General features: G+C 45.0%; 23 protein-coding genes. 4 read left to right on the top strand and 19 right to left on the bottom strand.

What is annotated here, in order from left to right; genetic code table 11:
• Positions 1-108: 108 nt before the first annotated feature.
• Entirely contained in the window at positions 109-549 is a 441-nt protein-coding gene (locus BM528_RS06265; RefSeq protein ID WP_071979149.1) for an MBL fold metallo-hydrolase, read from the bottom strand.
• A gap of 82 nt (positions 550-631) precedes the next feature.
• Positions 632-814 carry a hypothetical protein gene (locus BM528_RS06260; protein WP_071981191.1) on the bottom strand — a complete coding sequence of 61 codons (183 nt, stop codon included), beginning with the start codon at positions 812-814 and terminating at the stop codon, positions 632-634.
• A gap of 222 nt (positions 815-1,036) precedes the next feature.
• On the opposite strand from BM528_RS06260, the gene BM528_RS06255 reads away from it, so the two are divergent.
• Positions 1,037-1,591: an NAD(P)H nitroreductase gene (locus BM528_RS06255; protein ID WP_071981190.1), complete on the top strand. Its 555-nt coding sequence runs from the start codon at positions 1,037-1,039 to the stop codon at positions 1,589-1,591.
• A 179-nt stretch (positions 1,592-1,770) separates the two neighbouring features.
• Here the strand turns inward: BM528_RS06255 and BM528_RS06250 are convergent, their stop codons facing one another.
• The 15 genes from BM528_RS06250 to leuS form a co-directional block, all read right to left on the bottom strand.
• Complete coding sequence (locus tag BM528_RS06250) at positions 1,771-2,613, bottom strand: DUF2797 domain-containing protein (RefSeq protein WP_083595223.1); 843 nt, start codon at positions 2,611-2,613, stop codon at positions 1,771-1,773.
• Between the two features lie 11 nt (positions 2,614-2,624).
• A complete protein-coding gene (gene ansA / locus BM528_RS06245; protein WP_071979147.1) occupies positions 2,625-3,632 on the bottom strand; it encodes an asparaginase in 1,008 nt (335 codons plus the stop codon).
• Positions 3,633-3,757: 125 nt separating this feature from the next.
• Positions 3,758-4,720, bottom strand: coding sequence for a lipoyl synthase (gene lipA, locus BM528_RS06240; protein WP_071979146.1), 963 nt, complete (start codon positions 4,718-4,720; stop codon positions 3,758-3,760).
• Positions 4,713-5,297, bottom strand: a complete 585-nt coding sequence (gene lipB / locus BM528_RS06235) for a lipoyl(octanoyl) transferase LipB (RefSeq protein WP_232230634.1) — start codon at positions 5,295-5,297, stop codon at positions 4,713-4,715. The genes lipA and lipB overlap by 8 nt, the downstream gene beginning before the upstream one ends.
• Positions 5,298-5,381: 84 nt before the next feature.
• Positions 5,382-5,645: a DUF493 family protein YbeD gene (gene ybeD / locus BM528_RS06230; protein WP_071979144.1), complete on the bottom strand. Its 264-nt coding sequence runs from the start codon at positions 5,643-5,645 to the stop codon at positions 5,382-5,384.
• 89 nt (positions 5,646-5,734) lie between these two features.
• Positions 5,735-6,919, bottom strand: a complete 1,185-nt coding sequence (locus tag BM528_RS06225) for a serine hydrolase (protein WP_071981189.1) — start codon at positions 6,917-6,919, stop codon at positions 5,735-5,737.
• 232 nt (positions 6,920-7,151) lie between these two features.
• The gene (locus BM528_RS06220; RefSeq protein ID WP_232230589.1) at positions 7,152-8,060 is read right to left on the bottom strand and encodes a septal ring lytic transglycosylase RlpA family protein; all 909 of its coding nucleotides are present in this window, start codon (positions 8,058-8,060) and stop codon (positions 7,152-7,154) included.
• Positions 8,061-8,101: 41 nt separating this feature from the next.
• A complete protein-coding gene (gene rodA / locus BM528_RS06215; RefSeq protein WP_071979142.1) occupies positions 8,102-9,217 on the bottom strand; it encodes a rod shape-determining protein RodA in 1,116 nt (371 codons plus the stop codon).
• Complete coding sequence (mrdA, locus tag BM528_RS06210) at positions 9,217-11,112, bottom strand: penicillin-binding protein 2 (protein WP_071979141.1); 1,896 nt, start codon at positions 11,110-11,112, stop codon at positions 9,217-9,219. Before mrdA ends, rodA begins: the two co-directional genes overlap by 1 nt.
• Before the next feature lie 27 nt (positions 11,113-11,139).
• On the bottom strand, positions 11,140-11,610 hold the full coding sequence (gene rlmH, locus BM528_RS06205; RefSeq protein WP_071979140.1) for a 23S rRNA (pseudouridine(1915)-N(3))-methyltransferase RlmH: 471 nt from the start codon (positions 11,608-11,610) through the stop codon (positions 11,140-11,142).
• Positions 11,611-11,704: 94 nt separating this feature from the next.
• Entirely contained in the window at positions 11,705-12,022 is a 318-nt protein-coding gene (gene rsfS / locus BM528_RS06200) for a ribosome silencing factor (RefSeq protein WP_071979139.1), read from the bottom strand.
• Positions 12,023-12,039: 17 nt separating this feature from the next.
• Positions 12,040-12,699 (bottom strand): nicotinate (nicotinamide) nucleotide adenylyltransferase, encoded by a 660-nt coding sequence (gene nadD, locus BM528_RS06195; protein ID WP_232230588.1) that lies wholly within the window; start codon positions 12,697-12,699, stop codon positions 12,040-12,042.
• A 2-nt stretch (positions 12,700-12,701) separates the two neighbouring features.
• Entirely contained in the window at positions 12,702-13,730 is a 1,029-nt protein-coding gene (gene holA / locus BM528_RS06190) for a DNA polymerase III subunit delta (protein ID WP_071979138.1), read from the bottom strand.
• 16 nt (positions 13,731-13,746) lie between these two features.
• On the bottom strand, positions 13,747-14,271 hold the full coding sequence (locus tag BM528_RS06185; protein ID WP_071979137.1) for an LPS-assembly lipoprotein LptE: 525 nt from the start codon (positions 14,269-14,271) through the stop codon (positions 13,747-13,749).
• A gap of 14 nt (positions 14,272-14,285) precedes the next feature.
• The gene (gene leuS / locus BM528_RS06180) at positions 14,286-16,889 is read right to left on the bottom strand and encodes a leucine--tRNA ligase (RefSeq protein WP_071979136.1); all 2,604 of its coding nucleotides are present in this window, start codon (positions 16,887-16,889) and stop codon (positions 14,286-14,288) included.
• Between the two features lie 484 nt (positions 16,890-17,373).
• Here leuS and BM528_RS06175 point away from each other — a divergent pair, with 484 nt between their 5' ends.
• Positions 17,374-19,770, top strand: coding sequence for a Lon protease family protein (locus BM528_RS06175; RefSeq protein WP_071979135.1), 2,397 nt, complete (start codon positions 17,374-17,376; stop codon positions 19,768-19,770).
• A 56-nt stretch (positions 19,771-19,826) separates the two neighbouring features.
• On the opposite strand, the gene BM528_RS06170 is transcribed toward BM528_RS06175, so the two are convergent.
• On the bottom strand, positions 19,827-20,603 hold the full coding sequence (locus BM528_RS06170; RefSeq protein ID WP_071979134.1) for a 3-hydroxyacyl-CoA dehydrogenase: 777 nt from the start codon (positions 20,601-20,603) through the stop codon (positions 19,827-19,829).
• A 103-nt stretch (positions 20,604-20,706) separates the two neighbouring features.
• Entirely contained in the window at positions 20,707-21,000 is a 294-nt protein-coding gene (yhbY, locus tag BM528_RS06165; protein ID WP_071979133.1) for a ribosome assembly RNA-binding protein YhbY, read from the bottom strand.
• A gap of 95 nt (positions 21,001-21,095) precedes the next feature.
• On the opposite strand from yhbY, the gene rlmE reads away from it, so the two are divergent.
• Positions 21,096-21,725 (top strand): 23S rRNA (uridine(2552)-2'-O)-methyltransferase RlmE, encoded by a 630-nt coding sequence (rlmE, locus tag BM528_RS06160; RefSeq protein WP_071979132.1) that lies wholly within the window; start codon positions 21,096-21,098, stop codon positions 21,723-21,725.
• A 101-nt stretch (positions 21,726-21,826) separates the two neighbouring features.
• Complete coding sequence (gene ftsH / locus BM528_RS06155) at positions 21,827-23,773, top strand: ATP-dependent zinc metalloprotease FtsH (protein WP_071979131.1); 1,947 nt, start codon at positions 21,827-21,829, stop codon at positions 23,771-23,773.
• Positions 23,774-23,800: the final 27 nt, after the last annotated feature.

Genomic DNA, 23,800 nt, shown 5'->3' with positions numbered 1-23,800 from the left:
CCAATAAATGGCTGCGGAGGTGGGTTACTACTTATAAGTGTGGCAATTAGGCTCCAAGCTGAAAGTAAACCACCTCCGCAGCCATTTATTGGTGTGGTCTACAGAGGATTATGTCTTTTTAGAGGGGAAAATCCCTAGAACCCCATAGTGATCGCTATGACCATGAGTAATAATCACGTATTTAATTTCTTCAGGGGTCAGGCCGAGCTTTTTTATACCTGGCACGATTACGTTTTCTGCATCATGGGGAGTCCACATGGTGTCAATGAGAACAATACCCTGTGAGGTGTCTATGACGAAAGTGCCAACGCTGACATATCCGACGAAATATAGATTATTGAATAACTGAGTAGGCTCAATAACCGACGTATTGAATAAGTCGCTATTGATAAGTGATGACGGTAATTTGTTTAAGCGGGCCTTGACGGTTTCTCTACTTAAATTTGCCACAGTCTCATTGGTTGCAGATGAACAACCCACTATAAGACTTACAGACAATGCCAGTACCAACAATGGTAGGGAGCATGACCCTGTCACTATTTTTTTCATGTTTTCATCCTTGCTGTTTTGGATATGTGTGTAGCGTTTTGATTGAATTTTATGATGATATTACAAGCCTAAGCGGTGAGTGTTATTTTCTATCATCACTTTTCAGCCATTTTGAGATAAGCAGCGCTATTCGTTTGTGATCGTTTTCACTAAGTTGCATAAGCAGCTTACCTGATGAAGGCTTGTATCGCGTTTTGGCCTGACCCTTTGCCATCATGCGAGAAAGAGTAGAAGACTGTGGTTTTGTGTTTTTTGGCTTGTTCACCGGCATATCCTCTCTTTTCACACTATTTTATATTTCAACATTCTATTACGATACAGCGAGATTTACAGGTCAATACGCCCTAGGTAAAACGAATAACAATCTGGTCTTTTATAAACGTCATCCGTAGTATGACCATAAGATTTTAAGAAATGAAAATGCCGATGAGCCAATAGGCTACTAAGCTAATTCTCATTAATGGTATTTGAAGAAGGAGGCCCAAAAGTGGATGCATTAACGTTACTACTCAATCGAAGTTCTCAACCGCGCCTAAAGGAGCCTGCACCTAGCGGTGAAGCTCTGGAAAATATCATGCAAGCAGCACTGCGTGCACCAGACCATGCTTGTCTCACTCCATGGCGGTTTGTTGTGTGTCAGGGTAAAGGATTAGATAAGCTTGGTTCGCTTTTTGAACAATCTGCAATAGAAAACGATAAAAGCCAAAAAGAGATAGATAGGGCACCGCAACTTCCACTGCGTGCGCCTATGGTGATTGTTGCTATTGCACAATACAAAGAGCATGAAAAAGTGCCACGGGTTGAGCAAATTGCTTCAGCGAGTTGTGGCGTTATGGCTATGCAAATGGCTGCGGTAGCGCAAGGTTTTAACGGAATGTGGCGCACAGGTAGCTATGCACAATGTCCAATAGTGAAAGACGGGTTAGGCATGGCTGAAGAAGATGAACTGGTTGGTTTTTTATATCTTGGTACGCCTGCTTTTGAACCCGCTTCTAAGCCAGAAAGGGACACGAGTGCGTATTTCGAGCACTGGAACTCATAAGCCGACCGCTACTAAGAACGCGTTTATCTTTGCCTCAAAAAGGTACCGCTAGTGGCAACACGCTTTAGTCCTCAAGCGTTTTTGTGAAGTAGGGTTCAGCAGATTGTAATCTGAAATAGGGCGCACAAGAGTGCGCCTATTGTTTTGAAAATAACTGCTTTCTAAGGCTCAGCTGTAGGTTAAAGCACCTGAAGAGTGACATTGTAGCCAGCAAACTTGCGAATATTAATCACTCGGTCGCCGTCTAACATCCAATACTGCCCTTTAATTCCCTGCAAAACGCCAGAAAAGTCTGGTGTTTTATCAAGGTTAATAGACTTTATTTTGTCAGGGTATGTCTCTACGGGAAAATTGATGTGATGAACTTTTGATTCCACTTCTGATACTGCTTGAAGGCCTTTTTCCTGCTGAATCTCAGCAAGCTCCGCAGATATTTTCTCCATAAGTTCGTGTTTTACATCAATCAGATTAACGTCTTCAGGTTTGCCTTTCAGCATAGTTCGCCAATTCGTTTTGTCACCGATATGCTTCTTGCACAGGGTCTCTACTAATCCGCTGGTAAGCCTGTCTGGCACACGAAGCATGACAGTAGCTTGGGTTGCGCCCTGATCCATCCACCGAGGAGAAATGGTATCGCTAACCTGTCGCGTTATACCTACCTTAACGTTGCCTGTATTGGCCAGATAAACAAAGTGTTCATTAAAGCAGTGAGCTTCTCCCCATTCTGGCTCTCTGCATGTCCCCTCGTGATAATGACATTTTTCAGGCTTGATTATACAACTGTCGCACTGTGCAAGTGAAATAAGGCATGGGTAACAATAACCCTGATTAAAGCTTTTCTTGGTTTTTCGATTGCAGTGAACGCAGTGAATGTCATTACTGAACGACAGAGTAATCTCACGACCAATGAGAGCATTAACGTCCACAGCGCTCTCTCCGATGGGAAGCTCGTAGCAAACTTCATTATTTTCGTTAGCGTGTGTACGCATTTTTCGCAATGCACCTGAATAACTTTGTGTCAAAACTTCAACCCTTATTCGCTGAGTTCACCGCGTAAATTAGCGGTGAGCAATAAATTTATTTGTTCAAATGAAAGATCTTTACTAAGCAGGTAATGCAATTTTGCTAGCGCGGCCTCTGGTGTCATATCGCTGCCCGATAACACGCCGACCTCTTGTAAGCCATGGCCCGTTGCATATCCGCCCATATTTACACGTCCTCGTAAGCACTGAGTACAGTTAACCACGGGGATCTCTCTCGACTTAGCATATTGTAACTGTTCTATAAGCTTTGGATTTTGCGGGGCGTTACCCACGCCATAACTGAGAAGTATTAGCGCGTTGACCGGTTGTTGCAACGTATTTTTGATCACTTCAGACGCAATACCGGGATATAGGCTTACCATACCAATGGGTTGGGCAGTCACGTTAGACACTGTGAGCTTGCCTTCAGAATGTTTGGTTAACTCGCCCGCCTTTAATCTAATATTGATCCCTGCCTCTAGCAAAGGTGGAAAGTTAGGTGAGTCAAACGCGTTAAATCCGTCAGCATCAACTTTGCGGCTGCGATTTCCCCGCAATAGGCGATTGTTGAAAAACAAACCGACTTCTGCAATGGGATAGTTTGCTGCAATGAACAGTGAGTTCAACAAATTTACCTGTCCATCAGAACGCAACTCCGCCAGAGGTATTTGAGACCCAGTTACAATAACTGGTTTTGAAAGGTCCTCCAGCATAAAACTTAGGGCTGAGGCGGTATACGCCATGGTGTCTGTGCCATGAAGGATGATAAAGCCATCGTAATCATCGTAGTTATTAGCGATATCGTCGGCAATCCGCTGCCAATCGGAGGGATCCATATCCGACGAGTCGATTAGATTATCGTACTCATGAATGGTAAAAAGTGGCATTTCGCTGCGATTAAACTCGGGCATTTTAGCCAGCGTTTCGGTTAAAAAACCTGCTGCTGGCACATAGCCTTGATTAGACGGCTTCATACCGATAGTGCCGCCCGTGTAGGCGATATAAATATGTTTACGCATTGCTGACCTTATATCTGATAAGGTTAAGATTTGAGAGGCATTCTAGCAGTCGCATCAATTTTGTCACTGCTTAAACAAAAAAGGCGGCTCGCGTTACGCGGCCGCCTTGTAAAGAATAGCGTGTACTATTTTACTTCTACGCCTGCCGCTTGCTGATCGGCATGATAGCTTGAACGAACCATGGGACCACATGCAGCATGGGTGAAACCAATTTGTTTTGCGTATTCACCTAGGGCATCAAACTCCGTAGGATGAACATAACGCTTAACAGGGAAATGGTGACGACTAGGTTGTAAGTATTGACCCAGTGTAAGCATATCTACGTCATGTGCTCGCAAATCTCTAAGTACGCCTTCAATTTCCTCGTTTTCTTCGCCCATGCCCATCATCAAACCAGACTTGGTTTTTATGTCAGGATGTTGAGCTTTAAACTTTTTAAGTAAATCTAAAGACCACTGATAGTTCGCACCCGGACGGCATTCGCGATAAAGGCGAGGAATGGTTTCAAGGTTGTGATTAAACACGTCAGGAACACCATTTTTAAATATTTCTAGTGCACGGTCCATTCGACCTCGGAAGTCTGGTACTAGCACTTCTATCGTTGTGGTAGGGCTGTGCTCTCGAATAGCATTAATACAGTCTACAAAGTGCTGTGCGCCGCCGTCACGTAAATCGTCGCGGTCAACAGACGTTATCACGACGTAACGAAGATTCATCTCAGCGATAGTTTTCGCTAACTTTTCGGGCTCTTCCGCACTAGGGGGCAATGGCTTTCCGTGAGCAACGTCACAGAATGGACAGCGACGGGTACAGATATCACCCAAAATCATAAAAGTAGCTGTGCCGTGGTTAAAGCACTCTGCTAGGTTAGGGCAGCTCGCTTCTTCACATACCGAGTGCAGGTTGTTTTTTCTCAGCGTTTTCTTTATGTGATCAATCTTATCTGTTGTGCGAGGCAGCTTAATTTTAATCCACTCAGGCTTCCTCAGCATTTCTTCCTTTTCAGTAGGAACAATAGTGACGGGAATATGTTTTACTTTTTCATCATCGCGGAGTTTAACCCCCGCCTTAGGTCGTGCGTTACTCATCAAAACCTTCTTTATATGTTGTTTCCGTAAAGGAAAGCGCATCTAACAATAAGCGTGTTAGCTCATTGCCTGCCAGTTCAAGTGAATCCGGACCGTTAAGTCGCGCGGTATCCGTCATTTCCATGCCCGCGTACCCGCATGGGTTTATGCGCTGAAATGGTGATAAATCCATATTAACATTTAACGCCAGCCCATGAAATGAGCAACCATTACGTATTCTTAAGCCAAGAGAACAAACTTTTTGCTCGTTTACATACACACCCGGTGCATCTGGCTTTGGGTAAGCCACAACATCATATTGGGCTAGTAGGCCAACTACCGCTTCTTCCATAGCGGTTACAAGATGTCTTACCCCTAATTTTCTGCGCTTGATATTAAGCAACAAGTATATCACTTGTTGCCCGGGGCCGTGGTAGGTAACCTGTCCACCTCTGTCAACTTGTACAACAGGGATGTCACCCGGTACGAGTATGTGTTCCGCTTTACCCGCTTGGCCTTGGGTGAAAACTGGGTCGTGCTCAACCAGCCATATTTCATCAATGGTGTCGCTATCGCGATCATCGGTAAAGCGCTGCATTGCCTGCCATATAGGCTGATAGGGCTGACGGCCTAGCTGTCGAATAATGACCTCGCCAGCGGCAGACTTTTCTTGGTTATTCACTTACAGTACAACTCTGACCAACTCAAGCTTTGCAAGCTCAGTGTAAATGGTTTCCATATGCTCTTTGCTGGTGACTCTCACACTTATCGACACCGAGTGATAATTACCCTTACTACTCGGTTTAATAGCGGGAACATAATCACCAGGAGCATGCTCTTGCAAGCATGTAATAACTTGCTGAGGAAGTTCCTCATGAGCGACGCCCATCACCTTGAAGGTTTGGTGAGTTGGAAAATCTAATAGTTCGTCGAAACGGGTATCCATGCGATATTCTCGGTATGTTGAATCTTTAAAAAAAACGGCCAGATTGTAACAAATCTGGCCGCTTCATAACTAGGGATTAACGCAAATATTTATTCGTCGTTAAATCCAATTTGAAGCATTATGTAATCTTTTAGGCGGTTAAACATACTGCCTTCATTCACTTCTTGAAGGGTTACCAACGGGTAGCTTGCCACGTCTTCACCGTCGAGCTGTAAGTACAGCTTGCCAACAACTTGTCCTTTCGCCAGCGGAGCCTCAAGCTTCTTATCCAGCTCAAAGTTGGCTTCAAGGTTTTCAGTTTGCCCTCGTGGGATGGTAATGGGGGTGGATTGATTAATTCCAAGGTCTACGGTTTCTCTGTCACCCATGTAAATTCTGTGAGCAACAAAGCTTTGTCCCGCTTGGTAGGGCGTCACCGTTTCAAAGAAGCGGAAGCCGTACTTAAGTAGCTTTTTATTTTCTACTTTACGCGCGCGTTCGCTGTCTGTACCCATTACTACTGAAATAAGACGCATATCACCTTGTTCAGCTGAGGTAATTAAGCTGTAGCCAGCGTCTGAAGTATGGCCAGTTTTAATACCATCTACGTTTAGGCTCTTGTCCCACAGTAAGCTATTACGGTTGTATTGCTTAATACCGTTAAATGTAAATTCCTTTTCACTATATATCGCATACATTTCAGGAGTTTCTGCAATAAGCGCTCTTGAAAGCACAGCCATGTCGCGAGGTGTTGTGTAATGGTTTGGGTCGTGCAGCCCGTGAGCGTTTACCCAGTTAGAACCAGACATACCTAACGCTTGAGAGTGTGCGTTCATCATGCTGGCGAAGGCAGATTCAGAGCCCGCAACGTGTTCAGCCATTGCAACACAAGCGTCGTTACCCGATTGGACAACAATACCGCGAAGCAGATCGCTTACAGAAACTTGTGTTCCTACTTCAATAAACATCTTCGAAGAGTCGGGGAATTTTTTCGCCCAGGCGTTTTCAGAAATAGTGACTTCATCATCAAGGCTGATATTGCCCGCTTGTAATTCCTTACCAATAACATAGATAGTCATGATTTTGGTTAAGCTTGCCGGTGCAAGCTGCATGTCTGCATTTTTTTCTGCAATAACATGACCTGTTTCAAAGTCTGTGAGTAGAAAACCTTCGGCAGCTACCGTGGGAGCGGGAGGTATGACAACCGCGGCATGCGCAACATGAAAAAATACGCCAAGCAGTAAAAAGGCAAATGAAAGTGGAAGCGCTTTTGCGCGTGTAATTATTTTGAGCATGGTTTTATTTTCTTTTACCAAGTTATATCCGAGTGAGTTTACAGCTACTCTTAGACCGACGTTACCGACGCTAAGACTACCCATTCTATAGCGAATAGTCATTGTACTTTAAGATTACAATAGTGACGAAGTCTATCGTAAGGCTGCATTTAGGACTAGGGTTTACCAAAAAAGTTTCGATTAAAGTAGAACTTACAGGACGAATCACAGGCTCATAAGTGTAAACACTTCATTAATGTGGTTGTTTTACTGCATAAGCATTAGGGTAACCATTTTGCTTAAGCTGCCGAAGCACGTCTTCGAGAGTTTTTTCATCTTCTACAGGGCCTAGCTGCAGTTTATATACATTGTTACTGCTAGGAAGGTGAGCAGGTAATTGATAAAGCGCCGAAAGAACATGGGATATTGATTTTGCTTTTTCAGCATTGGAAAGTGCCGCTACTTGAATAAAAGTGCCGTGATTTCTTTCATTGGTGTTTTGAGAAGTGGTGGTGTTGACAGCAGGCGAGTTGTTCGTAGTTGTGCTAGCTATTGTTTCGTTAAAATCTTCGCTACTGTCCATGTCTTCAATAGCGTTAGATGCTACCGCAATGCCTAAATACTCGTCATAGCTTACCGTAGGGCTACTGCCAACGGTAACGTTATTGTCTTCATCGAAATGAATGACTTCCAACTTCACTTTCGCCGTACCCTTGCTGTGATAGCCCAGTTTTACTGCAGCAGCGTAAGACAAATCTATTATTCTATTATCGTGAAATGGGCCGCGATCGTTTACGCGAACAACCGCCTGTTTGTTATTTTCTAAGTTTGTCACCCTCACAAACGAAGGCAAGGGCAGAGTTTTATGTGCCGCGCTCATGGCGAACATGTTGTAGGTTTCACCATTGGACGTAAGGTGGCCGTGAAACTTTTGCCCATACCAACTGGCATACCCTGTGGCTTCATAGCCTTTTCCTGTGCGCATGGGCGTATAACGCTTGCCTAATACTTCGTATGGTCTGTGATTGAAAGATCTGTATGCCTCATATTTAGGCACAGCATCTAGCGTCTCGGGAACTTTTGCCACATGTTTGGGGGCTGAGTCTTGAGATTGTGAATAGCGACCAGAGGGCGTTTGCTGGCAGCCCGACACTACAAGCATTGCGAGACACATGCAGAAAAAAGTGTTGCCAGAAAAGCCAGTCATCGAGAAATCAACCGTTTTTGAGTTGCAATTGACATTAGAATGCCGAAACCCGCCATCAATGTCACCATAGAAGTCCCCCCATAGCTTACAAGCGGTAGAGGCACTCCTACCACGGGTAACAAGCCTGACACCATTCCCATATTCACAAAAACATAAACAAAGAAGGTTAGGGTAATACTACCGCCAAGCAATTTAGAAAAAGCGTCTTGGGCTCGGCTAGAGATAATTAGACCACGCATAATTATATACAGATAAATCGCTAATAAAACGATGACTCCCGTGAGTCCAAACTCCTCACTGAACACTGAAAATATAAAATCGGTGTGACGTTCGGGTAGAAACTCGAGCTGCGACTGGGTGCCTTGTAGCCAGCCTTTTCCATCAACTCCGCCAGAACCTATCGCTATTTGAGATTGAATAATGTGATAGCCAGAACCAAGGGGATCGCTCTCTGGGTTTAAAAACGTAAGTACGCGCTGTTTTTGATAATCCTTCATTAGGAAGAACCACATAATAGGGGCGAATGCGCCAACGAGCGCACCTACCAGTGAGATAAGTTTCCAACTCATACCGGCAAGAAAAATGGCAAAAACCCCTGAGCTTGCAATTAACAGCGACGTTCCCAAATCGGGCTGTTTCGCAATCAAAACCGTTGGCACAACCACCATAATAAATCCCAAAGCGATGTGGTGTGTACGGGGTGGCAACGTAAATTTGCTGATGTACCAGGCTACCATCATAGGCACAGCCAGCTTCATCAGTTCCGAGGGTTGAAATCGGATGAAACCTAAATCAAGCCAGCGCTGAGCTCCCTTGCCCATATCGCCAAAAAGCAATACTGCAACCAGCATAAGTAGCCCGCCGACAAAAGCGATAGGGGAAAGGCGCCGATAAAACCCGGGAGGCAGCTGTGCAAGTACCGCCATAACAACAAAGCTAACGGCTAAGCGGGTAAATTGGCGCTGCATCTGGCCTATATCTTGTCCAGAGGCCGAGTAAAGGGTTACCAAGCCCACGCCGCTTAGTACCAGTAGACCCAGCAGAAGCCAGCCATCAATATGAACTCGCTGAAGAAAGCTTATTTTATCCGGTGTGATGGCGGTTCTTTTCATTATTCTTCGCTCTCACTGTCTACATTAGCGGTTTCAAAAGTGCGACCCCGAAAATAAAAGTCCATAAGCTTACGAGCAACAGGAGCAGCATTTGAACTACCACCACCTGCGTTTTCCAGTACTACTGTTATTGAAATTTCTGGATTATCAAACGGGGCAAAACCGACATAGAGTGCATTGTCGCGCAGCCTTTCATCAACTTCATCTTCGTCGTATTTTTCGTCTTGAGCTACCGTAAAGAGTTGGGCAGTACCTGTTTTACCCGCAGACTCATAGGGCGTATCGGCAAAAGCAAAGCGAGCTGTTCCTTCTTCGCCGTGCACAACGTCGTGCATGGCATTTAAGACGATGTCGAGATTTTTAGGATCGTTTATTTGAATAGGCCGAGACGTTTTCAGTGGAATAAGATCATCAACTCCGTTGGACTCTTTGTAGCCGCGAATAATTTGAGGAATATAGCGCTCTCCTCTATTCACCAGGGTATTAATTGAGTGCGTTAATTGAATAGGTGTTGCTGTCCAAAAGCTTTGCCCAATACCTACTGGAATGGTATCACCAATGTACCAAGGTTGATTAAATCGAGCCCGTTTCCAGCCTCTACTTGGCATATTCGCGTTTGATTCTTCGTACAAGTCTATACCTGTGTAGTCGCCAAAACCAAACTCCTGCATTGCCTCACTGATTTTGTCGATACCCAAGTTGTAGGCAAGGTCGTAATAGTAAATATCGCAAGACACTTCGATAGCTTTTGCAATATCTACTTCACCGTGTCCCCAACGCTTCCAGTCTCTCCAAACATGGGAAACATTAGGCAAGCGGTAACGCCCATTGTCTTTAATAGAGTAATCTTCTGTTACCACACCGTCTTCAAGACCTAGTAGGGCAAGGTGAGGCTTTACGGTGGATGCGGGAGAGTATTGACCTTGAGTGGCACGGTTTATCAATGGTCGGTCGGGCGAATTTAATAGCACTGAATAATTTTTACTGCTAATGCCGTGAACAAATAGGTTGGGGTCGTAGCTAGGATTTGAATAAAGGGCTAGCACGCCGCCGGTTTTAACTTCTGTAATAACCACTGCGCCTCGAGTGTCTTCAAGAATGCGCTGGGCCTCCTGCTGTAACGAAAGGTCTATATTAAGAACAATATCTTTTCCAGGTGTGGGAGGGTCTACGTTAAGCACACGAATAATACGGCCCTGATTATTCACTTCTACTTGTTGATAACCCACGGTACCGTGCAGCGTTTCTTCGTGATATTTCTCAATGCCTAACTTACCGATATCGTATGTGGCGGCGTAATTATCTTCTTGCCCAGCTTCTACCAGTTTCTGTAAGTCCCGCTTATTAATTCGCGCTACGTATCCAAGCACATGAGTTAAGGTTTCTTTATAAGGGTAGTGGCGGGCTAGGCGAGCTTCAATCTGCACCCCTTTGAACTTGTGCTTACTGGCTGAAAAGGTGGCTACTTCTTTTTCAGACAGTTCCGTTCTCAAAACAACGGGTTTAAAGCGCCGGGTTCCCTTCAAATTAGACTCAAAGCGAGTGAGTTCTTCTTCGGTAATCGCCATCAGGGAGGTAAGTCTGGCAAGTGTGTCCTCTATGTCATCGACCTTTTCAGGGGTGACTTCTAGGCTGAATACGGGACGATTCTCCGCCAACAACACGCCGTTTCTGTCGTAAATAAGACCGCGGTTCGGTGCAACCGGCAATACTTTAATACGGTTGCCGTTAGAGCGGGTTTGGTAGTCGTCGTGTTGGGTAACCTGAAGAGAATACAAATTGTTTAATACAATGCCTAGCATGGCAGTAACAATAATGAAGGAAATGGTGGCGCGACGAGCAAATAAATTCGCTTCCGCGGTGTGGTCGCGAATAGCCTGGCGCTTGCGGTGCATTGACTTCCTTTGCATTAGATGTGACTTCTACTCTCTGTGATAAGGATGATTTTGCGTAACCGACCACGCTCGATAAACGCTTTCAACCAGTATAATTCGCACTAATGGGTGAGGGAGTGTGAGCGCAGAGAGTGACCATTTTTGTTCAGAGGCTTCAATGCAAGAAGGCGCAAGTCCCTCAGGGCCGCCAATGAGTAAGCTGACGTCTCTGCCATCCATTTTCCAGTTGTCTAATTTTTTGGCTAGCGTGGGGGTATCCCAAGGCTTGCCGGTTACCTCAAGAGTGACAATGCGGTTTCCTTTGGGAATAGCTGCCAACATTTGTTCACCCTCTTTATCTAGAATGCGTTTAATGTCAGCATTTTTCCCGCGCTTTCCCGCAGGTATTTCGGTTATGTTTACCGGCATGTCGCTTGGGAATCGACGAATAAATTCATCGACCCCAGCAGATACCCACGAGGGCATCTTTGTTCCCACAGCAACAATTTGAATTCTCAACGTACTGTCCTTGATTGATGCTGTGCATTACTCAAAAGCATACTCACGGAGTTAACCATTTATAAAGTGGCTCTTCGTTTGGTGAAGTGGTGATTTAAGCCCAAAGCTTTTCAAGTTGGTAAAAGTCGCGAGTTTCATCCTGCATTACATGCAAAATAACATCGCCGAAATCTACCAAAACCCACTCTCCAGAGTCTTTACCATCAACATTGCCTGGCGCATGGCCTGCGTTTTTTGCTTCAACCATCACGTTTTCTGCAATCGAAGAAACGTGTCGCTTTGAATTACCAGAGCAAATGATCATGGTATCTGTAATGGTCGACTTACCTCGAACATCGAGTTCAATGATATCACGGCCTTTCATATCGTCTATTTTGTCTTTAACAAACTGCTTAAGTTGTAGACTCTCCAAGTGTTTTCCTCTTGTGTTTATTCGCTGTATAACTGGTTGTCATTGATGTATTCAATAACGTTACGGGGTACCCAGCTTTCAATAGTATCAGGAGCGGCATGGTCTAGCGTATCTGCATTTTCACTTGCTATTTCATTACGCAATTGCGTGGAAGAAATTGTTTTAAGTGGCGTATTTAACAGTAAAACGTGACCACTTTTACGCTGATGTAACCGTTCGATGTCTTGTATGGCGTTTCGCTTGAGCCACTTGGCTATTGCCGGTGGCGGGGAAAATGTTTCACTGTCTCGCCTCATTACAATAAGGTGGCAATAGGTAAGCAAGCTTTCCCACTCATACCATTTATCGAGATTATACAGTGAATCTGCTCCAATGAGAAAACAGATTGTATCATCGTGCTTTGAATTTAATGCACGCAGCGTTTTCACTGTATAAGAGGGAGAAGGCAGTGAGAGTTCTATGAGTTCGGCACGCAAGCGAGAGTGGGTATCGCAACACCGATGTATCATATTTACCCTGTGGGTTTCAGAAACACTTACCGACTTATGAGGAGCTAGTTTACAGGGCATCAAATCTACATGTTCTACACCCAATAAATCTGCGGCATACAGCGCTGGAGTAATGTGCCCGTAGTGAGGAGGATTAAATGTGCCCCCTAGAATAACTCTCAATGCCACGGCTAACTGTCCAGTAGCGGAATGTTTGTTAAGTTAACGCCCATAAACATCATGCATAAATGACAAAGCTTAACGTAAGGGCGAGATATAACCTGCTGCTTAAAAGCAAGGTCTGCCTGAGATAAAGCGTGTTGAATGTCTTCAAGTTGCTTTAACGAAAGACGCTGCAGTGCGGCTTGATACATACCTTGCCTATTGCGCCAGATGCCAAATTTTTGCCACTGAATTGGCTGGCCCTGCTGTTCTGCGTTCTTTAAATTCCAAAGCTGTTCCCATTCTCGAATGAGTGCCCAAATGATAATGTTAGGCTCTAGGCCTTCGCTTTCTAGACGGTAAAGCATTTTTATACAGCGAGTGCTTTCTCCGTTAAGCATGACATCAACGAGTTGAAACGCATTGTAACGAGACTGATCAACCATTGCCCGCTCTAGCTGCTCGTCGCTAATGGTTTGTTGAGGATGAAGTAACGCCAGCTTATCAATTTCTTGTTTTGCTGCCAAAAGGTTTCCCTCGCAAAAGTCAGCAATGATTTTTGCCCCAGTAGCCGATACCGATAGCTGATGAGAAGAAAGCTGTTGGTTAATCCATGCGTTTAGCTGGCGGCCCTCAAGGGGGTAACACAAGGTTGATGCCCCCAGCTCATCGAGCACTTTAAACCACTTTCCACGCTGAACATCTTTTCCAATTTTGGGACCATGAATTAATAGCAGCATGTCTGGGTTGAGTTTGGCAGCTACCTCTTGAAGCATTTTACTTCCTTCGGTACCGGGCTTACCAGTGGGGAGCTCGAGCTCTATAAATTGCTGGCTAGAAAATAAAGACATACTTTGGGTGGCTTCTAGCAGCTGGTTCCAAGAGAACCCAGTTTCAGCCACTAATGTGGTTCTTTCATCAAATCCCTTCGCTTTTGCGTGACGTCTGATTTGTTCTATGACATCAAACTTTTGCTGAGGTTCGTCGCCAAAAACGAGGTAACAAGGACGCAATCCTTTCTGGATATCTTGGTGAAATTGATTGGGATAAATTTGCATGAAGGTTATGCGACGCCTATTCGCTTTCGTCTAGCGCGGCAACAGCCTGGCTAGATAAACGTCTAATAATAATATCTGCCGCTTCCGCTCGCATCTCATCAAGCATTAGATCGAGTTCTCGTGACTTCGCAAGAACCTGGTCGGGGTCATCTTGATAATCTCGCACCACCTCAAACTGAGCCATCAACGGCTGTTTATTGGGAAACGAGACTCTGTAACGCACCACATAAATTAAGTCGTATTCTGCAACCTGACCTGAAGGGTAGACCGACAACAATTGACGGTCTAGTTTTTCGGGCAGTAAGTAAATATTAATATTTTCGCTTGTTTGTTTAGCATCTTCGCCAGACGCCGATGCCAAGCCATAAATATTCAATCTACTGTCAAGCGCTCGCGCCAAAGGCGCGTGCGCTCTGGCACTTTCTATCACTACAGTATTTACATTTTCAGGTAGGCTTGGTGCCCCTCGCAAATGAAAACCGCAGTTGCTAAGGACGCCTACAAGCGTTGCTATACCAATAACTTTTAAAAGTGCATTCATTATTTCATTGTCGCCTAGTTCGCTACAATATTGACAAGTTTACCTGGCACCACAATGACTTTGCGGATGGTTTTGCCTTCGATAAACTGTTGCACATTCGCTTGCGCCAATGCCTGTGCCTCAACCTCGTCTTTACTCGCATCGGCAGCAACCGTCATTTTAGCGCGTACTTTTCCGTTTACCTGAACAATAATGAGCTTTTCGTCTTCGACTAGCGCATCTTTATCTACTGCAGGCCAAGGCGCCACATCAATATCTTCGCTGTGGCCCAGAACTTTCCACAACTCGTGAGCGATATGCGGCGTAATAGGGTTAAGCAATAGCAATACAGATTCCACGGCTTCGCGCATATTAGCGATGTCTTGCGCACTTTCTTGCGGGGCCTTTTGTAAGTGATTTAGCAGCTCCATAATTGCCGCTACTGCTGTATTGAACGTTTGGCGGCGGCCTAAATCATCGGTAACCTTTTGGATCGTTTTGTGCACTTCACGGCGAAGCGCTTGCTGTTCTTTCGAAAGAGATTTTACATCAAGCTTTACTGCATCGCCTTTTTCTACGTGCTCAGTAACCAGTTTCCAAATTCGACGAAGGAAGCGGTTTGCACCTTCAACACCAGAATCAACCCACTCTAGTGTTTGCTCGGGTGGCGCAGCAAACATAGTAAATAGTCGTACTGTATCGGCGCCATACTGGTCGATAACTTCTTGCGGGTCGATACCGTTGTTTTTCGACTTCGACATTTTCGTCATGCCGCCGTGGGTTACCGGGGTATTGTCGCTAGTAAGCCAAGCGTTAACAATACGGCCTTTTTCATCTTTTTCGGTGGTGACTTCTGTTGGCGAATACCAGGTTTTCTTACCTTTCTCGTCTTCACGATAATAAGAATCTGCCAAAACCATTCCTTGACATAATAAACGCTTGAACGGTTCATCAGAGTCTACCAAACCTTCATCACGTAACAATTTGTGGAAGAAACGAGAGTAAAGTAGGTGCAAGATAGCGTGTTCAATACCACCAATATATTGGTCGACAGGCAGCCAGTAGTTAGCGGCTTTCGGATCTAGCATAGCGTCGGGATTTGTTGCGCTTGTGTATCGAGCGTAGTACCACGACGACTCCATAAAGGTATCGAAGGTGTCTGTTTCTCTTAATGCAGGTTCTCCTTTGTAAGTGGTTTTCGCCCACTCAGGGTCTGCTTTAATCGGAGAAATCACGCCATCCATTTCTACGTCTTCAGGTAACTCAACCGGAAGTTGGTCTGAGGGTACAGGCGCAGATTCACCGTTTTCCAATTTGAGCATAGGAATAGGTGTGCCCCAGTAACGCTGGCGACTAACGCCCCAGTCACGAAGTCGATAGTTGACCTTTCGCTGGCCACAACCTTTAACCTCAAGTGCTTCGGCAATACCATTGAATGCTGCGTCAAAATCAAGGCCGTTAAATTTATCGGAATTAATTAAGCTACCTTTTTCTGTGTATGCAGCTTTTGATAGGTCGCATTTATCTTCGTCACCGGCTTTTGCGGCAATAACTTGTTGAATAGGCAGATTGTATTTTGTAGCAAATTCCCAGTCGCGCTGATCGTGCCCAGGTACCGCCATAACCGCGCCAGAGCCGTATTCCATAAGAACAAAGTTGGCAATCCAAATAGGCAGTTTCTCGCCCGTAAGTGGATGAATAACTTCTAAGCCGGTGGCACAGCCTTTTTTGTCCATGGTGGCCATTTCAGCTTCGGCAACCTTAGTATTTTTGCACTCGTCAATAAACTGAGCGATATCAGGGTTAGATTGCGCAGCAAATTCTGCAAGCGGGTGCTGTGCTGCTACTGCCACGTACGTCACGCCGTAGAAAGTGTCGGGGCGTGTTGTATAAACCGTCAGGTCGGCAATATCGTTTACCGGTGATGCTAAATCAAAGGTAATGTCGACACCTTCAGAACGCCCGATCCAATTAGCTTGCATGGCGCGAACTTGGTCTGGCCACTCTTCCAGTTGTTCAAGGTCGTTAAGCAATTCTTCGGCATAATCGGTAATTTTGATAAACCATTGTGGAATTTCTTTTTGCTCTACCAATGCACCAGAACGCCAGCCTCGACCATCTATCACCTGTTCGTTAGCGAGTACCGTTTGGTCTACTGGATCCCAATTTACCGTTGAGTCTTTCTTATACACTAAGCCTTTTTCATACAAGCGTGTAAAGAACCATTGCTCCCAGCGATAGTAATCGGATTTACAGGTAGTAACTTCACGATCCCAGTCATAACCAAAGCCTAAAGAGCGGAGCTGGGTTTTCATGTAATCGATGTTTTCGTAAGTCCACTTCGCTGGTGCAGTGTTATTGTTTATCGCTGCATTTTCAGCAGGCAGACCAAAGGCGTCCCAACCCATAGGCTGCATAACATTTTTGCCCTGCATGCGCTGATAGCGGCTGATTACATCACCGATAGTGTAGTTACGCACGTGTCCCATGTGGAGTCGACCACTAGGATAAGGAAACATAGACAGGCAATAAAACTTTTCTTTATCTTCGTTATCGCTTGCCTTGAAAGATTGATTGTCTTCCCAGTATTGCTGAACACGTTGTTCTATATCTTTTGGGTTGTACTGATTATCGGCCATGAAACTTAGGCTTCCGCATTTAGAGTTAAAACGTTTATATTTGGGTCATCTGCTCGTGTCGATAGAATCAAAACCATCACGCACGAATAAAAAAATAACCGATTGAACATATATATAGCCTTATAGAATACCCCAGCGTTAAGCCATGCCTCAATAGCTTAACACTTAACTTGGCGATATTTATTGCTGCTTGCACGAAAAGTGAGCATTTATGCATAGGTTAATGCTTTACAAAGAGGGGAGACCTTCCTTGTCGCTTGAATGATTTCACATCACGGCTGAGCGCTTTGTTGGGATGATAGTTATTACGCTATTCGATATGCATGATAAGTGGTGCAATATTAAAAACAAAATATACCGTACCCTTACAAACGTGGTTGTTTGTTGTGCAATTGTTAGTATAAAACCGCTTTATTGAAGATAAGGGTTTGACACTAATGTTAATAAGGGTTTCACTTAGGAAAAGTAACGAATATAGAACAACATGTCTGTAGACAGTAAATCATTTGCGTTAGATGTAGACGCCTTATCACCTACCATAAACCGCCGCGCAATCAACAGTGCCTTAAAAGATGAGGAAGCGCTCAATGCAACTTTTATAGGGCAAGAGCGTGCGCGTGAAGCGCTTACCTTTGGGTTAGGTATAACTACCAAAGGGTACAACCTTTATGTGATGGGCGAGCCTGCTACCGGTCGCTTCTCTTTGGTAAAAGATTATATCGAAAGGCAAGTCGCCCAATCTGTTGCGCCAGACGACTGGTGTTACATCAACAACTTTGATGTGGAACGAGAGCCCGTTGCCCTTAGATTTCCTCCCGGGGGAGGCAAAGCCTTTCAAAAGGATATGGCGAACCTAATCGACGACGTGCTCGACTCATTACCTGTAGCATTTGACAATCCTGGCTATCAGCGCCGTCGCGCCTCTATTCTACGTGACTTCGAGCAGAAGTATGATGCTGCTATTGATGCCGTTGAGCGTTATGCTCTGGCTAATGATGTTGCTCTGTTTGAAGAAGGTGGCTCAATCACGTTTTCACCCATAATCAATGGTAAACCTATTAGTGATAGTGAGTTTTCCACCTTTGATGAAAGTCAGCGAGAACGTTTTTATGTACTTATCGATGAGTTGGAAAACCGTCTTAGTGAGAGTTTACTCGGTCTACCCGCGTGGAAGCGAGAGAACTCGGAGCGTTTACGTGCATTAGATAAAAACACGGCTGAACAGGGCATAAAGCCACTGATTAAAGTGCTCGAGCACAAATATTCATCTCAACTCGGTGTAGTAAAATATTTAAAGCAACTGAGAACCGCACTGGTGGACGCTATTTTAGTGATTCACAGTGAAGAGCAAAAAGAAGAAAAGACAGAGGACTTTGATAAAAAAGTATTCCTCGAAGAACAGTTTTTACCTAACGTGCTTGTTTCCAACAGGCTTGACGATTCTGCTCCCGTAATTTATGAGCCAAATCCTACCTATCAAAATTTGTTCGGTAAAATTGAATATACCAACATTCACGGCAGTGTATTCACTAACTACAGAATGATTCAGCCGGGCGCGCTGCACCGTGCAAACGGTGGGTATTTACTACTAGATGTGGACCAGCTTATAGAACAGCCCTATGTGTGGGATACCTTAAAATTAGCCATCAAGTCTATGCGTTTACGAATGGACCTACCGCAACAAGACGTGGGTATGGTTAACAATATTACGTTAAATCCGCAGCCTATTGATTTAAGCGTAAAGATTGTATTACTGGGCTCGAGAGACCTTTATTACACCCTGCAAGACTACGATGATGAGTTTGATGAATTATTCCGAGTGCTGGTCGATTTTGATTTAGAAATTCCCGTGACTCGTCAGGCGCTGTTCGATTTTGTTGGTAAAGTACGTGCGCACACACGCGGGCTTGGTCTAGAGGATATTACGGCTAACGCCATGTGCCGGCTAGTCGAATATTCGCTTCGCATGGCTGAGCACAAAGAAAAGCTATCAGCGCATTTTGCCGAAGTGATTGAACTGGTTAACGAGGCTTTTTACTTCTGTCAAAAGAGTAATAGCACTAGCCTAGAGCTTAATCATTTAAAAATTGCATTAAGCGCCAAAAAACGAAGAACGGGCAGGGTAAGCCAGGCGCTTCTTAACGATATAAAGGAAGGCCACGTACTTATCGCAACCGAAGGTAAGGCCGTTGGCAAGGTGAATGGCCTTACCGTACTAGATATTGGTGACACAGCGTTTGGCACACCAGCACGCATTACGGCAACAGTATTCGCCGGCGCTAGCGGTGTAATTGATATTGAGCGGGAAGTGGAATTGGGCCAACCCATTCATTCAAAAGGTGTCATGCTGTTAAATGGTTACTTAGGCAACAAGTATGCCCAGCATTTTCCGTTAACGCTGTCTGCCAATATTGCGCTTGAGCAGTCATATGGCCATATTGATGGCGACAGTGCATCGTTAGGCGAATTGGTCGCGCTTATATCTGCACTTACAGAAATTCCATGCGTTCAAACGCTAGCGATTACCGGCTCAATCAACCAATATGGCGAGGTTCAGGCTGTGGGCGGCGTGAATGAAAAAATTGAGGGTTTTTTCGACCTCTGCCAATACCGCGGCTTTACGGGAACTCAAGGTGTCATCATTCCAAAGTCCAATGCTATTAATTTAGTGTTAGATAGCACTGTAATAGAGGCAGTCAAAAAAGGTCTATTTCACATCTATACCGTTGAAACTGTTGATGACGCACTCACTATATTGATGGAACAAGAAGCGGGTAAGATAAGTTCTAAGGGGCGTTACCCTAAAAACTCTATTAACTATCACGCAGTAAATCGATTGTATAACCTTGCGTTAATTGTAAGCGGTGGTGATGGAGAATAAAAAAAGGGAGTCAATGCTCCCTTTTCATTACGGTGTTTAATTTACCTACCAATTTATTACTTTGGCGGCATACGCAGGCCGCCATCTAAGCGGATGGTTTCGCCGTTAAGGTAAGTGTTGTTTGCCATATGAACAACAAGCTTGCCGAATTCCTCAGGTAGGCCTAGGCGTTTAGGAAATTGAACGTTAGCAGACAGAGCTTCTTGTACTTTTTCAGGCATGGCTAGCAGCATAGGCGTTCCCATCACTCCTGGTGCTATCGTATTCACCCGAATTCCAAGTGGGGCTAAGTCACGTGCCATTGGAAGGGTAAGCCCGATAATGCCGCCTTTACTGGCCGCGTAAGCAGTTTGGCCAATTTGACCCTCATAGCCCGCTACCGAAGCGGTATTGATAATAAGGCCGCGTTCGCCCTCATCGTTTATAGGCGATTGTTTTGCCATGGTGGCAGCAACCAATCGGGCTACGTTAAAGCTGCCTACCAGGTTTATGTCAATGGTGGTTTGAAAGTCGCCTAATGGCGCTGGGTTTGCTTCTCTATCAAGCAAACGTTTCGCAGGTGCGATGCCGGCACAGTTAACCACAAGAGAGATAGCGCCGAAAGTATCTGTTGTGGCGTCGATCGCCGCTTGAACTTGTGCTTCATCGCGCACATCCACTTTCGTAAAAAGGGTTTTGTCTTTACCTAGCTCTTCTACGCGCTTGGCACCTTGTTCTTCGTTTAAGTCGAAAAGGCTGACCTTTGCACCTGCTTCGCGAAGCGCAATAGCGGTAGCGTGACCAAGACCCGAGCATCCGCCCGTAACAATTGCAGTAAGGTTAGTTAGCAACATGGAGTTCCCGTTAATCTGGTTATTTTCATAATATTAACGAGATGTTAACGGTATTTGATGGTAAAAACTATGGTGTCAGAGTGGACTGACACCAAAAGCGTCTTTATTTTGGCAACTGAATTTTACAGTCTTCACTAGGACGGTAAATAATAAGTGTATGACCAATTACCTGAAGTTTTTCCGCATTTGTTTCGCGTACAATGGCATCCATAATCAGCGATTTTTCTTCGCGATCTTCAGAAGGAACCTTAACTTTGATCAATTCGTGGTGATTTAGTGCATTGTCAATCTCTGCGACAACGCCCTCGGTGAGACCATTCGCGCCTAGCTGCACTATTGGCTTAAGTGGGTGGGCTAGACCTTTAAGGAATTGTTTCTGTTTATTTGAAAGTTTCATTTAATAAATATTCTTACAATTAATCTGTTAGTTTATGCTTGAAATAACGTATTCTAACGCCATCTACTCTACAATCCTAATAACATTGTAATTGAATGACAAAAAAGAAACACTCCGCCAGCAGTAAACGTTGGCTAAAAGAACATTTCGACGACCATTATGTGCAGAAAGCACAAAAAGATGGTTGGCGCTCTCGTGCCATTTATAAACTCGAAGAGATTCAAAAGAAAGACAAACTGATTAAGCCTGGTATGACCCTTGTTGATCTTGGCGCTGCGCCCGGTGGTTGGTCTCAGCTTTCAGCAAAGCTATTAGGGGATAGCGGTCAGGTTATCGCCTGCGATATTTTGCCCATGGATTCTATCGTGGGCGTAGACTTTCTGCAGGGTGATTTCCGTGAAGAAGAAGTTTTACACGCACTTTTGAACAGAATCGGTGGGAACACCGTAGATATAGTATTGTCGGATATGGCACCTAATCTTGCTGGTAATTCGGCAGTTGACCAGTCTCGTTCCATGTATCTTTGCGAACTTGCGCTGGACATGTGTCATCAAGTGCTGAAACCCGGTGGCTCGTTTGTCATTAAGGTGTTTCAGGGTGAAGGTTTTGTTGAGTTTATGAATGCACTTAAGCAATCTTTTACCACGATAAAAACGCGTAAGCCTGACTCGTCGAGATCACGTTCTCGTGAGGTGTATTTGGTGGCTTGTGGGTATAAAGTGTAGTACGCTTTATTGTAAGCGATTTTAGTTGCGAATTGTGTTGTGTGCAGAACAATCAAGTTGTTCACTTTCACACCGGTTCGGATTTATAGAGGTTAGTAGCATTGAGCGACATGGCAAAAAATTTAATCTTATGGTTGGTTATCGCCGTTGTATTGATGTCGGTTTTCCAGAGCTTTTCACCGAGTGAAACTGCTCGTTCACAAACTGACTACACAACATTCCTAAGAGAAGCGGAGCAGGGCAATATCCGTGAAGTTCGTATCAATAATGATGGCGAAATTCGCGGGACTAAACGCTCTGGCGAATCTTTTCAAACCTTCGTACCTTACTTCGATGACAAACTAGTTTCGGACCTAGTTAAAAACGATGTAAGGGTTTATGGTGAACCGCCTGAGGAGCAATCACTTCTCGCATCGATTTTCATATCGTGGTTCCCAATGTTACTGCTTATTGGGGTGTGGATTTTCTTCATGCGTCAAATGCAAGGCGGCGGCGGTAAAGGCGCCATGTCGTTTGGCAAGAGCAAGGCGCGCTTATTGGGCGAAGACCAAATAAAGACTACGTTTGCTGACGTTGCTGGCTGCGACGAAGCAAAAGAAGACGTGTCTGAATTGGTTGATTTCCTCCGCGACCCATCTAAGTTCCAAAAGCTTGGCGGTAAAATTCCTAAAGGCGTGTTAATGGTAGGTCCACCGGGAACGGGTAAAACGCTGTTAGCAAAAGCCATCGCTGGTGAAGCAAAAGTGCCATTCTTCAGTATCTCGGGCTCTGATTTCGTGGAAATGTTTGTGGGTGTAGGTGCGTCTCGAGTTCGAGATATGTTCGAGCAAGCAAAGAAAACCGCACCGTGCATCATCTTCATTGACGAGATTGACGCGGTTGGCCGCAAGCGTGGCGCAGGCCTAGGCGGTGGTCATGATGAGCGTGAGCAAACTCTTAACCAGATGCTAGTTGAAATGGATGGCTTTGAAGGTCATGAAGGGATCATCGTTATTGCGGCAACTAACCGCCCAGACGTACTTGACCCTGCATTACTTCGCCCAGGTCGTTTTGACCGTCAGGTTATCGTTGGTCTTCCAGACATCCGTGGTAGAGAGCAAATTCTTAAAGTGCATATGCGCAAGGTACCAATTGCAGACAACGTTGAAGCATCACTAATTGCTCGAGGCACTCCTGGTTTCTCAGGTGCCGACCTAGCAAACTTAGTTAACGAAGCGGCACTATTTGCAGCTCGTGGTAACAAGCGTCTTGTTGCAATGGAAGAGTTTGAGAAAGCGAAAGACAAAATCATGATGGGCTCTGAGCGCAAGTCAATGGTGATGTCTGAGTCTGAAAAAGAAATGACGGCATATCATGAAGCAGGTCACGCTATCGTTGGTCGCCTGGTGCCAGAACACGATCCGGTATATAAGGTATCTATCATACCTCGTGGACGTGCCCTCGGTGTGACCATGTATTTGCCTGAAAAGGATAGAGTGAGTCACTCTAAACAGCACCTAGAAAGTATGATTTCGAGCCTGTTTGGTGGTCGAATTGCAGAGCAGATAATTTATGGCGATGACAAAGTGACTACTGGTGCATCAAACGATATTGAGCGTGCTACTGATATTGCTCGTAAAATGGTAACGCAATGGGGACTATCTACGAAGATGGGACCAATGTTGTACGCAGAAGAAGAAGGCGAAGTATTCCTTGGTAATTCAATGTCGAGAGCGTCAAGTATGTCTGATGATACGGCTCGTGCTATCGATGCAGAAATCAAGTCACTTATCGACCGCAATTACGAAAGAGCGCAGCAAATTCTAGAAGACAACAAAGATATTCTTCACACGATGAAAGACGCGCTGATGAAGTATGAAACTATCGATGCTAAGCAGATTGATGATTTGATGAACCGTACGGAAGTGCGTCCTCCCGCAGACTGGGACGACAGCAAGCCATCGGGTGGTGATAAGCCAAGTGGCGGTTCGCCTGTGAAGGAAGGCGAAATTAAAAACGATGGCGTTGACAAGCCATCGGTTGGAAAACCCGGTGACATTCCAAGTTAAGGCTTGAGGCTAAATTAATTCCTCCTT

It is taken from the genome of Alteromonas sp. RW2A1 (genome assembly GCF_001886475.1).
In the GTDB taxonomy this organism is placed as follows: domain Bacteria; phylum Pseudomonadota; class Gammaproteobacteria; order Enterobacterales; family Alteromonadaceae; genus Alteromonas; species Alteromonas hispanica.
This window is presented reverse-complemented; position numbering and strand designations above follow the sequence as displayed.

Bases quoted from the DNA above. Each gene is read 5' to 3' on its own strand.
- BM528_RS06265 (WP_071979149.1), bottom strand. From the start codon at position 549: ATGAAAAAAATAGTGACAGGGTCATGCTCCCTACCATTGTTGGTACTG.
- ansA (WP_071979147.1), bottom strand. From the start codon at position 3,632: ATGCGTAAACATATTTATATCGCCTACACGGGCGGCACTATCGGTATG.
- lipA (WP_071979146.1), bottom strand. From the start codon at position 4,720: ATGAGTAACGCACGACCTAAGGCGGGGGTTAAACTCCGCGATGATGAA.
- lipB (WP_232230634.1), bottom strand. From the start codon at position 5,297: ATGCAGCGCTTTACCGATGATCGCGATAGCGACACCATTGATGAAATA.
- ybeD (WP_071979144.1), bottom strand. From the start codon at position 5,645: ATGGATACCCGTTTCGACGAACTATTAGATTTTCCAACTCACCAAACC.
- BM528_RS06225 (WP_071981189.1), bottom strand. From the start codon at position 6,919: ATGCTCAAAATAATTACACGCGCAAAAGCGCTTCCACTTTCATTTGCC.
- BM528_RS06220 (WP_232230589.1), bottom strand. From the start codon at position 8,060: ATGCTTGTAGTGTCGGGCTGCCAGCAAACGCCCTCTGGTCGCTATTCA.
- rodA (WP_071979142.1), bottom strand. From the start codon at position 9,217: ATGAAAAGAACCGCCATCACACCGGATAAAATAAGCTTTCTTCAGCGA.
- mrdA (WP_071979141.1), bottom strand. From the start codon at position 11,112: ATGCACCGCAAGCGCCAGGCTATTCGCGACCACACCGCGGAAGCGAAT.
- holA (WP_071979138.1), bottom strand. From the start codon at position 13,730: ATGCAAATTTATCCCAATCAATTTCACCAAGATATCCAGAAAGGATTG.
- BM528_RS06185 (WP_071979137.1), bottom strand. From the start codon at position 14,271: ATGAATGCACTTTTAAAAGTTATTGGTATAGCAACGCTTGTAGGCGTC.
- leuS (WP_071979136.1), bottom strand. From the start codon at position 16,889: ATGGCCGATAATCAGTACAACCCAAAAGATATAGAACAACGTGTTCAG.
- BM528_RS06175 (WP_071979135.1), top strand. From the start codon at position 17,374: ATGTCTGTAGACAGTAAATCATTTGCGTTAGATGTAGACGCCTTATCA.
- BM528_RS06170 (WP_071979134.1), bottom strand. From the start codon at position 20,603: ATGTTGCTAACTAACCTTACTGCAATTGTTACGGGCGGATGCTCGGGT.
- yhbY (WP_071979133.1), bottom strand. From the start codon at position 21,000: ATGAAACTTTCAAATAAACAGAAACAATTCCTTAAAGGTCTAGCCCAC.
- rlmE (WP_071979132.1), top strand. From the start codon at position 21,096: ATGACAAAAAAGAAACACTCCGCCAGCAGTAAACGTTGGCTAAAAGAA.